The sequence below is a fragment of the Tessaracoccus massiliensis genome (assembly GCF_000826065.2).
Taxonomy (GTDB): Bacteria; Actinomycetota; Actinomycetes; order Propionibacteriales; family Propionibacteriaceae; genus Arachnia; species Arachnia massiliensis_A.
On sequence record NZ_LN623540.1, the window covers coordinates 115407 to 132119 of the forward strand.

At 62.0% G+C, this 16713-nt stretch carries 11 protein-coding genes and 3 pseudogenes; 4 read left to right on the plus strand and 10 right to left on the minus strand.

The window, feature by feature from the left end; translation table 11 throughout:
- Window positions 1-216: 216 nt before the first annotated feature.
- The 7 genes from BN1186_RS03385 to BN1186_RS03420 all read right to left on the minus strand — a co-directional run bounded on the left by BN1186_RS03385 (window position 217) and on the right by BN1186_RS03420 (window position 8737).
- A complete protein-coding gene (locus BN1186_RS03385) occupies window positions 217-1650 on the minus strand; it encodes a plasmid pRiA4b ORF-3 family protein (RefSeq protein ID WP_052459727.1) in 1434 nt (477 codons plus the stop codon).
- A gap of 912 nt (window positions 1651-2562) precedes the next feature.
- Complete coding sequence (locus BN1186_RS03395; protein WP_074436923.1) at window positions 2563-3507, minus strand: class II fructose-bisphosphate aldolase; 945 nt, start codon at window positions 3505-3507, stop codon at window positions 2563-2565.
- A 16-nt stretch (window positions 3508-3523) separates the two neighbouring features.
- Entirely contained in the window at window positions 3524-4159 is a 636-nt protein-coding gene (locus BN1186_RS03400; RefSeq protein ID WP_040282529.1) for a class II aldolase/adducin family protein, read from the minus strand.
- Window positions 4160-4180: 21 nt separating this feature from the next.
- Window positions 4181-5575, minus strand: a complete 1395-nt coding sequence (locus BN1186_RS03405; RefSeq protein WP_040282531.1) for an FGGY-family carbohydrate kinase — start codon at window positions 5573-5575, stop codon at window positions 4181-4183.
- On the minus strand, window positions 5572-6375 hold the full coding sequence (locus tag BN1186_RS03410; RefSeq protein ID WP_040282532.1) for a carbohydrate ABC transporter permease: 804 nt from the start codon (window positions 6373-6375) through the stop codon (window positions 5572-5574). The genes BN1186_RS03405 and BN1186_RS03410 overlap by 4 nt, the downstream gene beginning before the upstream one ends.
- 37 nt (window positions 6376-6412) lie before the next feature.
- A complete protein-coding gene (locus BN1186_RS03415; RefSeq protein ID WP_052459729.1) occupies window positions 6413-7354 on the minus strand; it encodes a carbohydrate ABC transporter permease in 942 nt (313 codons plus the stop codon).
- 48 nt (window positions 7355-7402) lie between these two features.
- Window positions 7403-8737, minus strand: a complete 1335-nt coding sequence (locus BN1186_RS03420; RefSeq protein WP_180349010.1) for an ABC transporter substrate-binding protein — start codon at window positions 8735-8737, stop codon at window positions 7403-7405.
- A gap of 134 nt (window positions 8738-8871) precedes the next feature.
- On the opposite strand from BN1186_RS03420, the gene BN1186_RS03425 reads away from it, so the two are divergent.
- Window positions 8872-9846: a LacI family DNA-binding transcriptional regulator gene (locus BN1186_RS03425; RefSeq protein WP_040282534.1), complete on the plus strand. Its 975-nt coding sequence runs from the start codon at window positions 8872-8874 to the stop codon at window positions 9844-9846.
- A 50-nt stretch (window positions 9847-9896) separates the two neighbouring features.
- On the opposite strand, the gene BN1186_RS03430 is transcribed toward BN1186_RS03425, so the two are convergent.
- On the minus strand, window positions 9897-10556 hold the full coding sequence (locus BN1186_RS03430) for a protein NO VEIN domain-containing protein (protein ID WP_052459731.1): 660 nt from the start codon (window positions 10554-10556) through the stop codon (window positions 9897-9899).
- Between the two features lie 145 nt (window positions 10557-10701).
- Between BN1186_RS03430 and BN1186_RS03435 the strand changes: the two are divergent.
- The 3 pseudogenes from BN1186_RS03435 to BN1186_RS03440 all read left to right on the plus strand — a co-directional run.
- Window positions 10702-11980: pseudogene (locus BN1186_RS03435) on the plus strand (IS256 family transposase).
- A gap of 30 nt (window positions 11981-12010) precedes the next feature.
- Window positions 12011-12190, plus strand: a pseudogene (locus tag BN1186_RS16440) (glycerate kinase); the annotation flags it as partial.
- Window positions 12191-12200: 10 nt separating this feature from the next.
- Window positions 12201-13151: pseudogene (locus BN1186_RS03440) on the plus strand (glycerate kinase); the annotation flags it as partial.
- 201 nt (window positions 13152-13352) lie between these two features.
- Here the strand turns inward: BN1186_RS03440 and BN1186_RS03445 are convergent.
- Both BN1186_RS03445 and BN1186_RS03450 read right to left on the minus strand, forming a co-directional pair.
- The gene (locus BN1186_RS03445) at window positions 13353-16259 is read right to left on the minus strand and encodes a DEAD/DEAH box helicase (protein ID WP_052459733.1); all 2907 of its coding nucleotides are present in this window, start codon (window positions 16257-16259) and stop codon (window positions 13353-13355) included.
- Window positions 16256-16651 (minus strand): (deoxy)nucleoside triphosphate pyrophosphohydrolase, encoded by a 396-nt coding sequence (locus tag BN1186_RS03450; RefSeq protein WP_040282751.1) that lies wholly within the window; start codon window positions 16649-16651, stop codon window positions 16256-16258. The genes BN1186_RS03445 and BN1186_RS03450 overlap by 4 nt, the downstream gene beginning before the upstream one ends.
- Between the last annotated feature and the right edge of the window lie 62 nt (window positions 16652-16713).

Sequence of the window (16713 nt, forward strand, 5' to 3'; positions counted from 1 at the left end):
CACCTCGACGTCGGTCACCTTCGAGCCCTCCTTGATGCCCTACCACACCTGGGCCGCGTCGACGATCGGCTTGGTCTCCGCCTGCGACATCTCAGATCAGAGGTGTCGATCAATAGGTCGTAGCGTCGTCGGAGGACCATTTCCCGGCGTAGTAGCGGCAGACTCCCTGGGCGCGGCGTTCACGTCAGGTTCTTCGCTGCTCTACGCCAGCAACCCTCACCTGGCACCCGGTGCCACTCCACGGATGAGGCGGGCGGCGACCCTGGCGCCTCCCAACATCCGCAGCAAGATTCTCGTGTCGGATGAGGCCTCCCGAAAGGCCTGCTGCAGCGGCCCGTCTGAGTGCCACCCCGCATCTGCGAACAGCTCGGTGAAGATGTCGACATCCGTCCACGGGTCCAACCCGGCTGCCACGCCGAAGATGGCGATCAGCCCGGCGTCGACTTCAAAGTCGTACTTGCCCAACGGGACGGCCTCGGCGACGGATTGCCATAGCCGTTCGGGGTTGCCCAGCACCTTGCGGCCCTTCAGCGTCAGCACCAACGAGCCCTTGAGCTTCCGCACCAGGCCAAGCTCCATGGCCGTCATGCGCAGGTTCAGGATGGGCAAGGTGTTGACCTCGGTGGTCGGCTCGATCGGATACGCCCGCTGCGCCGCCGGCCTGAGGCCGGCAAAGAGTTCCTTGACGATCTTCGGCGGCAGATAGCCGGCCTGGGTCAGCTTGATCCCGTCGGCCCCCACTGTCTCAAGCAGGAGTTGGAGGTCGCCGCTGGCCTCCCGCAACTCCTCGTCGCCGGCGAGTTCCTGCCGCTCGACGGCGGCGGCCAACTGCCGCACAAGCGTCGGATGCTCGGCCGACATCCGCACGATGAGCCCCAGCATCTCGGGGCGCCAGCCCTCCATCGTCGGCCATTCGAGGCTCTCCAGCGCATCGTTGACCTCCTCCGCGTCGAAGTGTTCAGGGTCATACCCCGGGGGCATCCATTCGCAGAGCATCGACGCCCACTCAGGGTCGACGTCGTGCGCGCGCCCGGCGAGCACCGCCAGCAGCGTCTCGTACCCGGGAATCCCACCCACATCCTCGGGGGGACACGCGCGGGCGCCGGCCAGGCACCGCATCTCCGCGAATCTCCCCTCCCACTCCTGGACGGACTCGAGGGTGATGGTGTGCTCCCAGCCGTCGCCGAAGTCGTACTCGTAGTAGAGGCGGTCTCCGACGGCGGCGAGCACCTCGTCGAGGCGCACCTCCGCCTCGGGCGTGCCCTCGTCGCCCTCCTCGATGTCGAACGGGGTGAGGAAGGGTGCGACGTCCCGGTCCAGCTCGCCGGGCCCCATCCGGAAGGCGTGGAGATGGGAATCGGTCCAGCCCATCACTGCCTGCATCACATCGTGGAGGGCGGGCAGGGTGAGGTCGCTGGGCACCACCACCTGCCGCCAGATGGGCGGCTCGATGTCGTTCAATTTGATCCACAGCACGTAGGCGGCCCGCTCGGCACGGGGCTCGAGCAGCGTGGGCTGTTTCAACTCTGGCATCTCAAAGCTCGGCCCGACCCCGAGGCGAGCCAGCAGCCCGTCGATCCCGCCGGATTCGGCGATGAGCTGCTCGGCCAGTTCGTCGACCTGCCGCCGCCTGTCGTCGTCATTCGTCACGGTTACATCCCTTGCCCGACGGCGCCGCTTCGGCACCCATCCACGAGGGTAGTCTCCCGGGCAGGACTTGGCTCGAGCATCACCACACAGTGAACTCTTGCCACGCTTGCGTCCCGCCGAAAGCCACAGCTGACGCCACGGCTCCGGCCCTCAAGCACGCGGACCCGATCTCAGCCAGCCTTCGGAAGAGCCCGCCACTTGTCTGGTTCGAGAGCGCACGTGTCGCTGATCGCACCGTTCAGCTCGTACAACCCGACGCGAGGTGGCGGAAGCCAAAGACTCTCGCCAAGACGCAAGACTCGCTTAGATCTTTGCCCACCTCTACTTTGTTCCGGCTCACAATCATCGGCCAGCCGACTCCCGTCTGGCGGTCTTCACCTCGATGTACTTTGGCTGGCCTCTCGGCTCAACTCCTGCTCAAGCATGGAGAGATACTCATCAACGACGGCTTCATTCTCTTCACGAGTCCAGACCTGATGAGCCACGGCGCAAGTGTAGACATCCCAGTTCCGCCAGGGGCCGCGGACTTCACTCACCGCCAATCTCACGCTCATCCAGCTTCGGGAGGGTCGAGACCGCTAGCTAGGACCATGGCTGAAGTCCCATACCGCTGAGCCAAGGCTGCCGCAGTCTGCGGGTTCCGGCTCGTGCCCGTACACCCGGGCTCCAAGGCCGAAAAGCCGGTCTGCGATCGCGCGTCCGATCCCGCCAGCTGCACCTGTCACGAGAGCGCCGAGTCCTGCTAACGAAAGCGGCCCGGCTGGGTGCTGATCCTCATGCATCGTGAACCTCCCTTGGTGAGCATGCCAACTGCCTACTGATGCATCCGACGAGTTCCACAGGACGCCTTGCCCATGAGGAGGCACCGCTGGTTGAGTGTAGAACCACAAGCCCTCGTTGAGAGGTATGGGCTCAGACCCGTCCGGCAGAACCAAAGACTCGCATAGCTGCAGCCACGGCCTCCGACATACCGCGCATTCCCGCTTGCAGGCATCCGACAGGGTCGACTTCCCCCCGTCGATCCGAGAGGTGCTCACGTGCGCTGGCGGTCCACCCCAAATGCGAGTCAGTACCCTGGTTGATCTTCCGCACGCCAAGCTGGATAGCTCGCTTCTTATCCTCCACCGTGATCCCAACAGATGAAGCGACCACCCCGCCGGTAGCGTTGATCCGCTCAACCAACTGGGGAGGAACAGAAGAACTCCCGTGCAGCACCAGAGCGACATGTGGCAGCGAGCCATGGACTTCCTCAATCAGCTCGAAGTGCAGCTCCGGCTGCTGGCCAGGTGGGAACTTCACCGCGCCGTGACTTGTACCGACTGCCAATGCCATGGCATCAACCTTCGTCTCTTGCGCGAACCGGAGAGCGTCGGCCACGGTCGTGACTGCATAGTCGAAGGCACCGAACTCACCAGTGGTTCCCTCTCCTCCGCCGCCCACAGTGCCGATCTCTCCTTCGACGGTTACACCTGCGGCCTTCGCCAGCTCGACGACACGGAGGGTCTCCGCGATATTGGCCTCCAACGAGAGTGGTTCGCCTGTAGTGCTGTCGCGAGAAGCATCGCGCATCACGCTTGTGAAGCCTGCATCAACAGCTGCTTGGCAGTCCTCGAACGTGCGTCCGTGATCAAGGTGCAGAGCGACTGGAACCTCGGCTTCTAGCTCAATCAACTTTCGCGCCAAAGCCCAGAAGGTCGAATCAGCAGTCGGAGCCATCCCTGCGATCGCCTGCACAATCACCGGGCTGCGGAGTTCGTTTGCTGTTTGGACCACACAAGCCACCTGATCGACGGACGAGCAGTTGAAGGCTCCCACTGCGTAGCTTCCCTCCTCAGCAGCACTAAGGAGGGAAGCCATCGGGAGCAACAGTTGCTCAGAGGGCACGGTCGATACCGAGCTTGTCGTACTCGAGCACGTTGAGCTCGGATGAGAGCGAGTTGGCCGCCCATAGGACCTTGGCAGCGGACTCGACTGCCACGCTAGTCTTGAAGGCGGTACGAAGATCTGGGCCTGCGGTCAGAACTCCGTGATTAGCCCACACCACGGCGTTCAGATCACCCATGACGTCACACATCAGGTCGCCGAATTCCGTCGAGTTGGAGAGATGAAACGGCATGATCGGCACATCACCCTTGGTATAGATGACCATGTTGACCATAGACCCGGTGATGGGACGGCCCGCAACGCCGAACGCGTTGGCGTAGATCGGCTCAGTATGGACGAGCGCCTGGACATCAGGGCGGCGCCGGTAAACGGCCATGTGCACAGTAACCTCAGACGAAGGGTTATGCGATCCCGCAACCAGGTTGCTGTCCGCGTCAACTATAACCATGTCAGTCGCTGACATCTGGTCATACTCAAGGTCAGACGGCGTGATCATGAAGAGGTCGCTGTCGGGAAGGCGAACCGAGATGTTGCCCTGGGTGTTGAAGTTGAGCCCATACTCCATTGATTTCATGGAGTAATAGAGGATGTCCCGGGCAATGGGAAGGTACTTGCGGTCGAACACGAGGGTTCCTTTCATTTTCTGTTACCAAGAGAGATAGGAAGCCCGCTTGGCAGCGAGTTGGTCGTCGGGGGTGGGCGTGAGTCTTGCTCTGACGGGCGGCTGATAGCTACCCACGAGAGATTCGATGGCGCCTAGTGCTACCCAGGCTTGAAGAGCCGCGCCTTGCAGAGCAGCCTGGGCCGAGATGATGGAGAGAGTTCGTCGGCTAGCATCTGCCCGAATGGCGGTTGCATCGAATGAAGCACCCAACCCAGAGCAATGGATCTGTTCCGCTGCGCCAAGGATGCTGGCGGTCCTCTCGATACTGTCGTACAGCTCGAACCCTGACGCCTCAAGCATGGCGCGCGCCAGGTCTGCAACGTCCATATCGAGGCTGAGGTGCGTCATACTGGCCGTTGCCGTCGGATCGTTCCGGAACGTCGGTGCCCCTCCAAAGAACGGGAAGACTGTCGCCGGTGAAACTGGTCTAGCCGCTGCCTCAGCCACTAGTGACGCTACGGGGCGGGCACCGAGGCGTGCGAGCCAATCGAGCCCCCACCCACCAGCCGGGATCCCGACCAGCGACAACCACAGATTCTCGCGTACGGGATATGTGGGGATGGGATCGGACGACACCGATGGACGCCCAAAGCTGCCCTGGGTAAAGCACTCGGACGAACCTGCGGAGAAGATCGCGATCTCTTGCGGGACGCCACCGCCACCCCAGTACGCACATGCCTGGTCGTGGGAGCCGACGACGAGCGGCACCCCGACGGGCAGGCCAGTGAGCTCATGACCTGCGGCAGAAACCGCTCCAGCTAAGGATGCAGCCGGCGACACGGGCGGCATCATCTCTGTTCTGACCCCAGCCCAAGAGCAAAGGTCCTCGCACCACTCAAGCTTGCCAACATCGAACAGCCCGGATCTTGATGCCATGGTCCAATCGACTACGGGCGTCCCTCCAAGAAGTTCCCGGATGTAGGCGTCGAGAGCCACGATCCGGCCGCCACTTGGTTCCGTTTGGTGCTGGGCATGGATCTTGAAGATGGGGAACATGGCATGGAGGGGTTCGCCAGTAATCTGTTGGAACTCCTCACCAGTCATCGTCCGTGCGAGAGCATGTTGGCTGGCGACGCCACTGACGTCCATCGTGACCGGGAAGTCGAGGGGCGGACTTCCATCTGGATTCAGCGGGAACAGCACCTCTCCCTGCGAGGAGAAACTCACCGCCGAGACGTCGGAAGCCTCATTTCGTAGGAGGATTTCTCGGACGCTGTAAGTCACGGCTTGGACGACGTCGTTGAGGATGACGCGAGCACCGCCCCGCCCATCGAACTGAACCGCGATGTCGCGCCGTATCAAGTCTCGGATCTCCATGTCTCTACCGATGAGAGCCACACGGACACCAGAGGTCCCGAGATCTATCGTGACGATCACTTGATTGCTCCTGCCAGACCATTGACTAGATTACGCTGAACCAGCAGGAACACCACAACCATGGGGATCGAGATGAGCACCAGAACCGCAAACAGTGCGCCCGGTTGCGAGAGGTAGATGCCCTGGTAAGCGAGCGGGACGAGCACCAGCGGTTTCAGTGCATTGTCAGCAATCGACACAAGTGGCAGGAGGAAGTCATTCCACGTCATCATCGACTGCCAGACCACCACGACGGCTATGGACGCCTTGGCGAGCGGCAGGTACAACTGGAAGAAGATCCTCCACTTGCTGGCGCCGTCGACGAGAGCAGCTTCATACGTCTCGTCGGGGATTGCGGCAAAGGCGTTGCGGATCATAATCACTGCGAAGGGGATACCGAGAGCGGTATATACGAGGACGAGGCCAGCCAGGTTGTTGTAAAGGTTTAAGAACTGGAGGATCTTGTAAACAGCAACAACAATCGAAGCCATTGGTAGGACCATCGTGATGATCATCAGAGAGAACGTCACTGTCTTGCCCACAAACTTTAGGCGAACCAGAGCGAAGGCCACCATAGAGCCGAACAGCACCGTCAGAATCACGGATGGGACCGTTACGGCAAGCGAGTTAAGCAGGTGTTGCAGGATGGGGTTCTGCTCAAAGATCAGCGAATAGTTACTCACCGATGGCGAATTGGGCACTAGGCCCCATCCCGTGGTGGTCGGATCGTTGGTCGGCAGCAGAGACAGACTGACCACGGCCAGGATGGGCAGCACCCAGAGCAGCCCAAAAGGCGCTGCAAGTAGATGGAGCCATTCCACACGTCTACTCGGCCGCCTGGCGTTGAGTGCAGCTGCGTCAAACACGAGCGCCCCTTCCCTTGCGGAACCGGTTGAGTATCGAGTCGTCAGATTCCCGACCTGAGATGAAGCTAGCCCCGAACACCACCACCAAGATCAAAGCCGCGGCAACTGCAAGCACCAGCAAGACCATCGAGAGGGTTGACGCGTACCCGACGCTCTGAAGTTCGAAGGCCTGTTGGAAGGTGTAGGTCGGAATCATTTCGGAGGCATGGTTCGGACCACCCTTGGTGGTGGCATAGATCAACTCGAAGGTCTTAAGGGATCCGATGACGGACAACAGGATCAGCGAGAGATGCGTTGGTTTGAGCATCGGCAGGATCACGGACCAGACGGTCCGCCAGTATGAAGCTCCATCAATGCGGGCCGCTTCCAGGACGGAGAGGTCAATTTGCTGCAAGCCAGCGAGGTAGAACAGCATCGAGTAGCCGGACCACTGCCAGACGTTGATGAAGATGACCGTAAAGAGCGCGCTGTTGGGCATGCCAAGGAAATTCTGACCGAACCATTCGATCCCTGTCGCTTGGGCCAGGGCACCCGTCACGCCCCGAAAAGGGTCAAGGAGGCGCTGCCAGACAATCCCGATGACGATCGGTGAGATGACTACTGGCACGAAGAACAACGTGCGGTACACGACCCGCCCACGGAGCTTGGTGTTGAGGAGCAGTGCCATCAGGAAGCCGATGGCGGACTGCGGGAGGATCGTGAGGAGGATCCAGAGGCCCGTGTTCTTGAGGGTCAGGTGGAAGGTGGGATCTGAAAAGAGGGCCGGATAGTTGGAGAAGCCCACGGGGGTGGCTTCGTTGATCCCATCCCATCTCAGCAGCGATGCCTGGAAGTTGTAGATGATGGGGTAGGCAACAAACACCCCGAACAGGACCGCCGCCGGCAGGAGGAATAGATACGCCTCCCACTGGATGGCTCTTCGCTTCTTGTTCATTCAGAACTCCTTCCGGTGGGCCCGGTCACCCGGACCCACCGGTGACGATCACCTGTTGAGGACCTGGTCCTGCTTCTCCTGCAGAACCTCTGCGGCCTGCTCGGGTGTGTATTGACCGGTCGCGAGGCCGGCAAGAGCATCGGACAAGGCCGTGTCCATGTCGGGGGTGCGCATGTAGCGAGAGAACTTCACGTTCGGCATCCACTCCTGGGTCATGAGTTCCCAGACTTCTTTCTGATGGTCCGAGGTGAATTCCTCGGGATCGAGCCCCTCGACGGCAGGGAGGTCATTGAAGGTGTTGATCAGCACCTGAGCACCATCGCCCGCGATCCAGTCAGTGAGCACCTGGCAGGCAGCTTCAGGGTTGTCGGTGTCCGCAGCGATGCCGAGGCCCACGTCAATGCCTCCTACAAGCTGAGGCTCAGCCTCTCCGCCAGGAATAGTCGGGAAAAGGAAGGGGGTGAAGCCTTCGAGACCCTTTGACAGAGGAGGCGCATCGGCCTTCGCCGGGTCAGACTGCTGGATCCACCAAGCGCCAAGGGGGATGATCGCTGCGTCGCCGGCCTCGAACTGATTCGCGCCGTTCGGGTAAGCGTCCAGTGCCATGGCACCCTGCTGAGCAACATCGTCATCGAAAAGCTTCTGCCAGTAGCCCAGCGCCTCAACGACGCTGGCATCGGTCCACTTGGCGTCGCCGAGCTCTGCCTCATAGGGAATACCGGGCTGGATGTTGTTGGCAATCTGCAGGAAGACGACGTTGCGGACCCAGCCGTCCTTCGCCGGCAACATGAAACCTGCCTTTCCAGAGCCTTCAAAGGACTTGGAGACGGACACCAGTTCGTCCCAGGTCTCCGGCGTCTCTTGGCCCGATTCCTCCATCAGTTGATGGTTCTGCCAGAGGTTCACTGTCTGGACCAACAGAGGCAGGGTGTAGTAATTCTCGTCCCCCTCAGGGTTACCCAGCCTTGACTGCTCGAGCCCGATCGGGAAGAACTTGCTCTCCCAATCCGCGCCCCACGTGTCTTCTGCGCACTCATTCAGCGGCATCAACTTGCTGCGATATTGCTGCGTGAGCGCCCCCGGCTGCAGTCCGACGACGTCGGGCATCGTGTCTGACGACGCTCGGGTGTTGAGATCGACGAGGTACTCCGGGTAGTTGAAGATCTCGCTGTTGATACTCACGCCGTCGAACTTGGCTTCTGTCGCATCCACCATCGCGTCAGTGGTCTGCGCGATGGGGCTCCACGACCGGAAGGTGATGGCACCGCCTGAGGAGCCCTCGCCGCCAGTTTCCTCTGGCGGGGTTTGCGCCTGCCCTGCGCATGCCGTCAACGTTAGGGCCGCAACGCCAAGGCCCGCGAGGCCTTTGCGAATCGGGAACATGTCCACTCCTTTCATCTGGGCTTCGTTGCCCGGTGCCTCTTCCACTGTGTAACGGAAGCACGTGTACAGCGTGGCAGAAAACGATTACAGTTTCAAGAGGCAATCTAAGATCAGTTTGGGACGAGGAGGAGACCATGGCCGCAAAGATGATCGAAGTCGCCAAAGAGGCTGGCGTCTCGATCGCCACAGTGAGCCGGGTGCTGAACGGCAAGACGGTGCGGCCCGATCTAGCCGTGGCCGTCCAAGCTGCGATCAAGAAGCTGGAGTATTCGCCTAACAAAGCTGGCCGAACTCTCCGTAAGCAGTCGGCGGAGGTCATCGGGCTGATCGTGGCAGACATCGAGAACCCGTTCTTCACAGCCTTCGCTCGGGGCGTCGAAGACGTCAGCCAGCAGAACAACTTCAGCGTCGTGCTGTGCAATAGCGACGAGAGCCCTCGCAAGGAGGCGCGGTATCTACAGGTCGCGGTAGCTGAGCGCATGGCTGGCGTGATCGTCTGCCCTGCTGACCCGGCGTTGAGCCTGCGTGATTTGGCGCAGCAGGACATCTCTGCGGTCGTGGCCGACCGCGCTCTGCGAGATGATCTCGACCACGTGCTGCTCGACAACGAGAGGATCGCTCGCGAGACAACCCGGGAACTGTTGCGCAAGGGTGCGCGCCGCATCGCCTGCATCACAGGGCCGGCATCAACACAAACGGCGGTTGACAGAGGCAAGGGCTGGGCCTCGGCCTTAGCCGAGGCTGGTGTCGATGTGCCAGACGACTACTTGGTCTACACAGACTTCCGGATCTCGGGAGGTGTTAGAGCGGCCAACCAACTGCTCCACCATGGGATCCGCCCAGACGCCATCCTGGCGACAAACAATCTTGTCGCAGTCGGCACACTCCGTGCCATTGATGGGCAATCAGAAGAGATCCTCGTCGGCGTCGTGGGCGAACTCCCTTATGCAACGAGTTCTCCCGCAAACGTGGTCATGGCGCCCCTGCATCCTGCCGAGATGGGCCGGTTGGCAGCGCAGATGCTGCATGAGCGGATTGCCGGCAGCTATAAGGGGCGCGGCCGGACCGTAGTGATGGAGCCGTCCCAGCCATCTGACTCCATCTTCTAATCCCGATCCTAAGGTGAGTGTTGGCGGAGTTTCGGGTCGAACTCCCCAGCTCAGCCCACTTTGGGAAGGGCGCGCCACGTGTCTGGTTCGAGAGCGCACGTGTCACTGATGGCGCCGTTCAGCTCGTACAACCCGACGCGCGGGTGCCGGAAGCGGAAGACTCTCGCCAAGACGTAAGACTCGCTTAGATCCTTGCTCACCTCTACTTCGTTCCGGCTCACGATCATCGGCCAACCGATTCCGCGTCTGGTGGTCTTAACCTCGATGTGTCTCGGCTGGCCATCTTCAGTCCAGGACTCGATGTCAAAGCCGGCTCCGTCGCCGTCTTCGACACTTACATGCCTTACCCGCTCAGCGAGGTCGGCACGGCCACGCTCACGCAGGTGTTCTCGTTCACGGGATAGCACTAGGAGCTCACCGGCGAGTCCGAGCTTACGATTCGCAGCCTCGAGCGCTACGAAATCCGTATGCAGCGGACTTGGCCGCCTTCGCTGTTCCGAGAACTCGGTAACAGGCGGCTCGGAAACCGCCCACTGGAAGTCCACTCGCGGCAACGCTTCGTCTAAGACTTCACTCCTCATGAGCTCGGCCAGGAATGGCCGGGACGCCAACGCTTCGTCGAGAACCTGCGCCAAGTCCGCCTGGTAGTTGGCATAGGGCTTGTACCCATCAATGTATGGCGCATGAATGTCTCGCAGCGCCGCGCTCACATTCGCAAACTTGAACTCGACGGAGTAGAGCCCCCTAGAGTGGTGTAGCTCCCGCAGTGGCCGTGGCCGTCGATGACGGCAGGGCGGTCACCGTGGGATCCTTCGAGTTCACCTACCAAAGCTCTCTCAAAGGAAATCAACCACGATGACCGCTCCTCATATTGTCGACCCCGCCCGCGTGCTGGGCAACCTGCTGACCGAAGCATCCCCGGACATGATGCGCCAGCTCCTGCAGAACATGATCAACGCTCTCCTCTCGGCTGACGCCGATCTGGTGTGCGGCGCCGAGTGGGGACAGCCTTCCGCGGGGCGGGTGGCGCAGCGCAACGGCTACCGCCACCGCCCTCTGGATACCCGTGTCGGCACCGTTGATGTTGCCGTCCCCAAACTGCGCTCCTGAACCTACTTCCCCGAGTGGCTCTTGGAGCGCCGCAAACGTGCCGAAGCGGCGCTGATCACGGTGATCGCCGACTGCTACCTCGCCGGAGTGTCGACCCGTCGGATGGACAAACTCGTCAAGACCCTCGGGATCGACGGCCTGTCGAAGTCACAGGTGTCGCGGATGGCCGCCGACCTCGACGAGCACGTTGCGCAGTTCCGCCACCGCCCCTTGGGCGAGGCGGGCCCGTTCACCTTCGTCGCCGCCGACGCGTTGACGATGAAGGTCCGAGAAGGCGGCAGGGTGATCAACGCCGCGGTCCTCGTCGCGACCGGTGTCAACGGCGATGGTCACCGCGAAGTCCTCGGTCTGCAAGTGGCAACCTCAGAGACCAAACCGGCGTGGAACACGTTCTTCGCTGACCTGGTGGCCCGCGGCCTGGCCGGAGTACGGCTGGTGACCTCTGATGCCGACGCCGGGCTGGTGGAGGCGATCGCGGCGAACCTGCCCGGCGCGTCCTGGGCAGCGCTGCCGAACCCACTACGCCGCCAACCTCATGGCCGTCACGCCGAAGAGCATGTGGCCAGCGGTCAAAGCGATGCTCCACTCCGTCTACGACCAGCCCGACGCGGCCTCCGTCGAGGCGCAGTTCGACCGGCTGCTGGACTACACCGCAGAGAAGCTCCCCGAAGTCGCGGAGCACCTTGAGCAGGCCAGAGCCGACGTGCTCGCCTTCACCACATTTCCCAAGGACGTGTGGACCCAGATCTGGACGAACAACCCCGCCGAACGCCTCAACCGGGAGATCCGGCGCCGCACCGACGCGGTCGGGATCTTCCCGAACCGTGAAGCCATCATCCGCCTCGTCGGCGCATTCCTAGCCGAACAAACCGACGAATGGGCAGAAGGCCGCCGCTACCTCGGCCTCGACATCCTCGCACGCTGCCAACTCACCACCATCCCCAACCCCGAAGAGGAGGTGACCGAACCCCCCCGCCCTAACCGCCTAGACGAAGGAACCGCTACACCACTCCGCTGGACTTGACCTACTCAACCTCCGTGGTCAGTACAGCTAGTGATCATCTGCGCTCCGGATTCGTTCAAGGAGTCCATGACTGCGGCCGAGGCCGCTTCGGCGATGGAGCGTGGCATCCGGCGGTTGTTCCCTGACACCGAAGTTGCTCTACTCCCGATGACCGACGGGGGCGAAGGGACGTGTGAGGCTCTTCAGGCCTCGCTAGGCGGCGAGATGGTCTCCGTCCCGAGCCAGGACGCCTTGGGCCTGGAGCATCCAGGCGGAGTTCCTGTACGTGCCCGACCGGGCACTCGCAGTCGTGGAGATCGCGGAGGCTGCTGGAATCGAGCTTCTCGCACCGCACGAGCGTGATGCGTCCATCACGAGCACGACCGGGGTCGGAGAACTGATCCGCGCCGCTCTTGACCGCGGGGCGGAAGAGATCCTTGTTGGATTGGGCGGCAGTGCCACGAATGATGCCGGTGCCGGCATGCTGACGGTGCTCGGGGCCCGCTTCCTCGACGAGAAGGGCCAGGAGCTGGAGCCGGGCGGCTTGGCCCTCGCGCGACTGGCTCACATCGGTCTGGAATCCCTTGACGAGCGGCTCCGAACTGCGCGGGTGATCATCGCCAGCGACGTGACCAACCCCCTTCTGGGAACCTCGGGCGCGAGCCATGTCTTCGGACCCCAGAAGGGCGCTGACGTCCATGCGGTGGCCGCGCTCGACGAGGCACTGTCGCGATGGGCTGACATCGCTGAGGGCGCCACCGGTCGGAGCGTTCGAGAGCTCCCGGGTGCGGGCGCGGCCGGCGGCCTTGGTGCGGCCTTCCTGGCATTCACGGACGCCATCATCCAACCCGGTGCGGAGTTCGTGATGGATCAGCTCGGGATAAATGAACGGCTCTCCAACGCTTCGCTGGTGCTCACCGGCGAAGGAAGCTGGGATGCCCAATCTGCGGCGGGGAAGGCCCCTGCCGCGGTGGCCGCTCGGGCTGCCTCCAAGGGCGTGCCTGCGCTGATCTTCGCCGGGCGCGTGGGCCCATCCGACACCGATGCTCACCCAGAAGGCGTGATCTCCGTCGTCCCCATCGTCCGAGACGTGTGCGATCTCCAACAAGCCCTCACCAACGCTGCCGCGAACCTCGAAGCAGCGGTGGCGACCGCCTTGGAGATCCTGAGTCAACCATGGCAAGAAAAGTAACCTAGCGCCCACTCAGCCACTTCCAAAGGCGGCCTCATGGGTCCCCATACCGACATTCTGCCGTGGTGCCTGCAGCCCCACTGGGGCGAGAAATAACCGATCACTCCGGTCGGACAGAGGTGCTCCCCGCTCCACATCTAGCTCCGACCCAATGACTGCCCTCCCAGCCGCAGCGCAACCAGTGCGACGTGGTCCGGTTCATCACGTAACAACTGGGTGGAAGTAATCGAACAGAGCGGCCGGGATTGGTTCCTCGAACCTCAGCAGCATCGTCACCACAGGCAGCGTGGAGCCCTTGCCGTCGGGCATGGTCGCGTCCCGCGCTTCTGATGCGCGCGCCACACCCAAGTAGAAGAAGTCGCTACCCTCGCTGTCATCCTTCTTCACGAAGACGTGCAGGGTGACCCGGTTCTCCGCCATCGCCCGCTCAGCAGCCGAGTTCAGTGTGCGGCGGCTCTTGGTGAAGTACCGAATGGTCGTGGAGTCCAGAAGCGCATCCTCGTAGGCCACGCTCGCAGTGACATCGTCGGCCTTATGGAGCGTGATGAAGATCGCGCACACGCCCCTCTCCATGTCCACCTTGTAGCCGTACAGAGTCGGCGCCCAGCTACGAGGCTGGCCCAACTGCCGGGTGGTCTCCTTACGGGAATACTGCGCGCCCCTGGTGAAGGGAGCATCCAGGGCGTAGCGTTCCCCAACCAGCCGCCAGCCGGTCTCCACGACGTCGTCCACAGCCTCTCGAAAATCTGCGGAATCGCGATACGAGCGCAAAAAGCCGTCCACCAGCCTGATGCCCCCCGTGGTGTGCACAGCGATCGGTGACGAATGCCGAGTGCGGTCGACCTGCCCGTGCCGCACCAGCGTGAGGGAGTCCATCGTGCTCTGGACCAGATCGTCGTGAGCGTCCAGGCCTTCTGCCGCCAAAGCAGCGGCTACCTCCGTCCGGCTCATCTCGGAGTGGGCCACCAACTCGCGCAGCAAGACGAACTCGTGCCTGCGCTTGGCAGGCAGTAGTTCCCACGAGATCTGGTGCAGCCACAGATTCTCCTCGTCGGAGAACGAGAGCTTCTGCTTCAGGGCACTCGCCGCCAATTCCGGGAAGTGCCGGTCCCCAAGAGCCAAGACCACGGGATCCGCTGATTCGAAGTGCAGGAAGTCCATCAGCCGTGGAGTCCGGCCAACGCGATTGCGCATAGCGACGACGGCTGCCTTGAGCCGAGCCTTGCTACCGAGATTCACCTCCGTGATCGCCTTCAGCACGCGCGCCTGGGCGATGCGATCGAAGCGAACGCTAGACAGCCCGGCGATGACGCCGGACTCCTCCGACGAGATCAGGTTCCGGCGCAGCGATTCCTTGTTCAGCGACTGGTCGCCGAATAGCGCGATCGGGATCATGAAGTTGTTGGCGTAGTTGCCGATGAAGTCGATCACCACGAGATAGTCCTTGTCAGGCGCCTTTCGTAGGCCCCGCCCAAGCTGCTGGACGAACACGATGGACGACTGCGTCTGGCGCAGCATGATGATCTGGTTGAGCGTGGGAATGTCGATTCCCTCGTTGAACACGTCAACGGTGGTGATGTAATCGATGTCGCCGGCCTCGAGTTCCCGCACCACCTCTTCGCGATGCGCCACGCTGTCCTCGCCGTTAAGGCTCACAACGCGCAGACGCTTTCCGCGCAAGCTTCGCTCACTCAGCTCAGCAGCGAGCACCCTCGACTCGTCCACCCGACTGCAGAAGATCAGCCCACGCGGCGGCACGCCAGCCTGACCGTAGGCTTCGAGAGCTGCAATCACGTGATCAACACGCTCGTTAGAGACCAGCTTACTGAAGTGCGTCACGTCGCTGGTGGTCGTGCCGTCCTCGAACGTGACGTCAGCTACGCCATAGTAGTGAAAGGGGGCGAGCATGTCGTTTTCGAGCGCAGCGTTGAGCCTGATCTCGTAGGGCGTGATGAAGTCGAACAGTTCGAAGACGTTGAACCCGTCCATCCGCTCTGGGGTAGCCGTCATCCCCAGGAGGAAATCTGGAGTGAAGTGGTTGATCACCCTGCGGTGCGACTCAGCACCACAGCGGTGGGCCTCATCGAAGGTGATGTAGTCGAACGTATCGGGTGCGAAGGAGTTCAAGACGTCTGGTCGAGACAGCGTCTGCACCGTGGCGAACAGGTACTTCGCGTCCGTCTGGCGGGTGGTCCCTGCCAACTTCCCAAAGTCCGAACGCGGGCCACCGAGGACCTTTCGATACTCGCTGATGGTTCGGTCGAGAATCTGCTCTCGATGGACGACGAAGAGGAACCGCTTGGGCGCGACGGCTCGGACATCGAGTGCAGACAACACCGTCTTGCCAGTACCGGTAGCGGAGACGATCAAAGCTCGTCGAGCACCGCTCTGCCGAGCACCGGCAATCTCGATCAAGGCGTCCCGCTGCATCGCATTGGGAAGAAACGCCACGCCCTCGGGAAGATCCCTGACCGCGACCTCGGGACTGGCGGGGCGCGCACGCGGACGTGGTGGGGGAGGGACGTATCCGGCCGCGTAGTCGTCGATCCATTCCTGCGAGAGCGGAGCCGAACGCTCCACCTGCTGCTGGACCAGGTCGCTCAACTGTCCTCCCAGGTCGCTGTCTTGGGCGGCTGAGACTTTGAGATTCCACTCGTGGTTACTGACGAGCGCGCTCTCGGTGAGGTTGGAGCTGCCCATCATCACCGAGACTGTGTCGTCACTCTGGAAGATGTAGCCCTTGGGATGGAAGGCGGCTGCCTCGTGAATGCGGACGTCGATGCCGAAGTTCCGGAGGTTGAGCAGTTCCGCGAAAGCGGCAGGTGAGTTGAAGGCCAGATAGTCGGAGGTGATGATCCTGCCGGTGCCACTGAAGTCGAGCAGTTCCTGCTTCAGGAGGGCGATGCCCCGGGCTGAGACGAACGCGACCGAGAAGGTGAAGTCGGAGCATCGTGTCAGCTCCTCGCGGAGGACTCGCAGCGTGGTGGTGGATTCATCGTTGAGGACAACCCGCGGATGGAATCGTCGTGGTCCTGGAGTCGTACCCCGGAGGTAACCGAAGCGGACATCAAGCTCAAGGTTGCCTGCCCACGCGATGTCCATCGTCATGTCCGGTCGACAACGATCTGCGCAACGGCGGGGAGATCGGCCGGGGCCCACTGCAGCTCTGGCAGCTCTGCCGGCAGGCGCCAATCCAGGGCAGAGTGTTCGGTGGCGAGAGGCTCACCGCTCTCCAACGTGCAGTAGTACGTGGTGAGGTTCACGGTGCCGAAGTCGTAACGGTGACTGGCTGTGTTGATTAGGTCGCCGACGACGATGTTGCATCCAAGCTCTTCGAGGATCTCGCGCTTCAAAGCCTCTTGCGGCGACTCCCCTGGTTCGATCTTGCCGCCTGGGAACTCCCACATGCCCGGAAGCGATCCGTCTGGTCCGCGCTGGGCACACATCACCCGACCCTCATCCAGGATGACGGCCCCCACAACATTGATCTGCCTGTCCACGTACGCGCCTTTCAACCCGGCCAGGATAGCCAACGAATCTCCACCAGTGCTCGCCGCCCAGC

Coding starts and splice junctions, on each gene's coding strand:
- BN1186_RS03395 (WP_074436923.1), bottom strand. CDS start 3,507: ATGGCTTCCCTCCTTAGTGCTGCTGAGGAGGGAAGCTACGCAGTGGGA.
- BN1186_RS03415 (WP_052459729.1), bottom strand. CDS start 7,354: ATGAACAAGAAGCGAAGAGCCATCCAGTGGGAGGCGTATCTATTCCTC.
- BN1186_RS03420 (WP_180349010.1), bottom strand. CDS start 8,737: ATGTTCCCGATTCGCAAAGGCCTCGCGGGCCTTGGCGTTGCGGCCCTA.
- BN1186_RS03425 (WP_040282534.1), top strand. CDS start 8,872: ATGGCCGCAAAGATGATCGAAGTCGCCAAAGAGGCTGGCGTCTCGATC.
- BN1186_RS03445 (WP_052459733.1), bottom strand. CDS start 16,259: ATGACGATGGACATCGCGTGGGCAGGCAACCTTGAGCTTGATGTCCGC.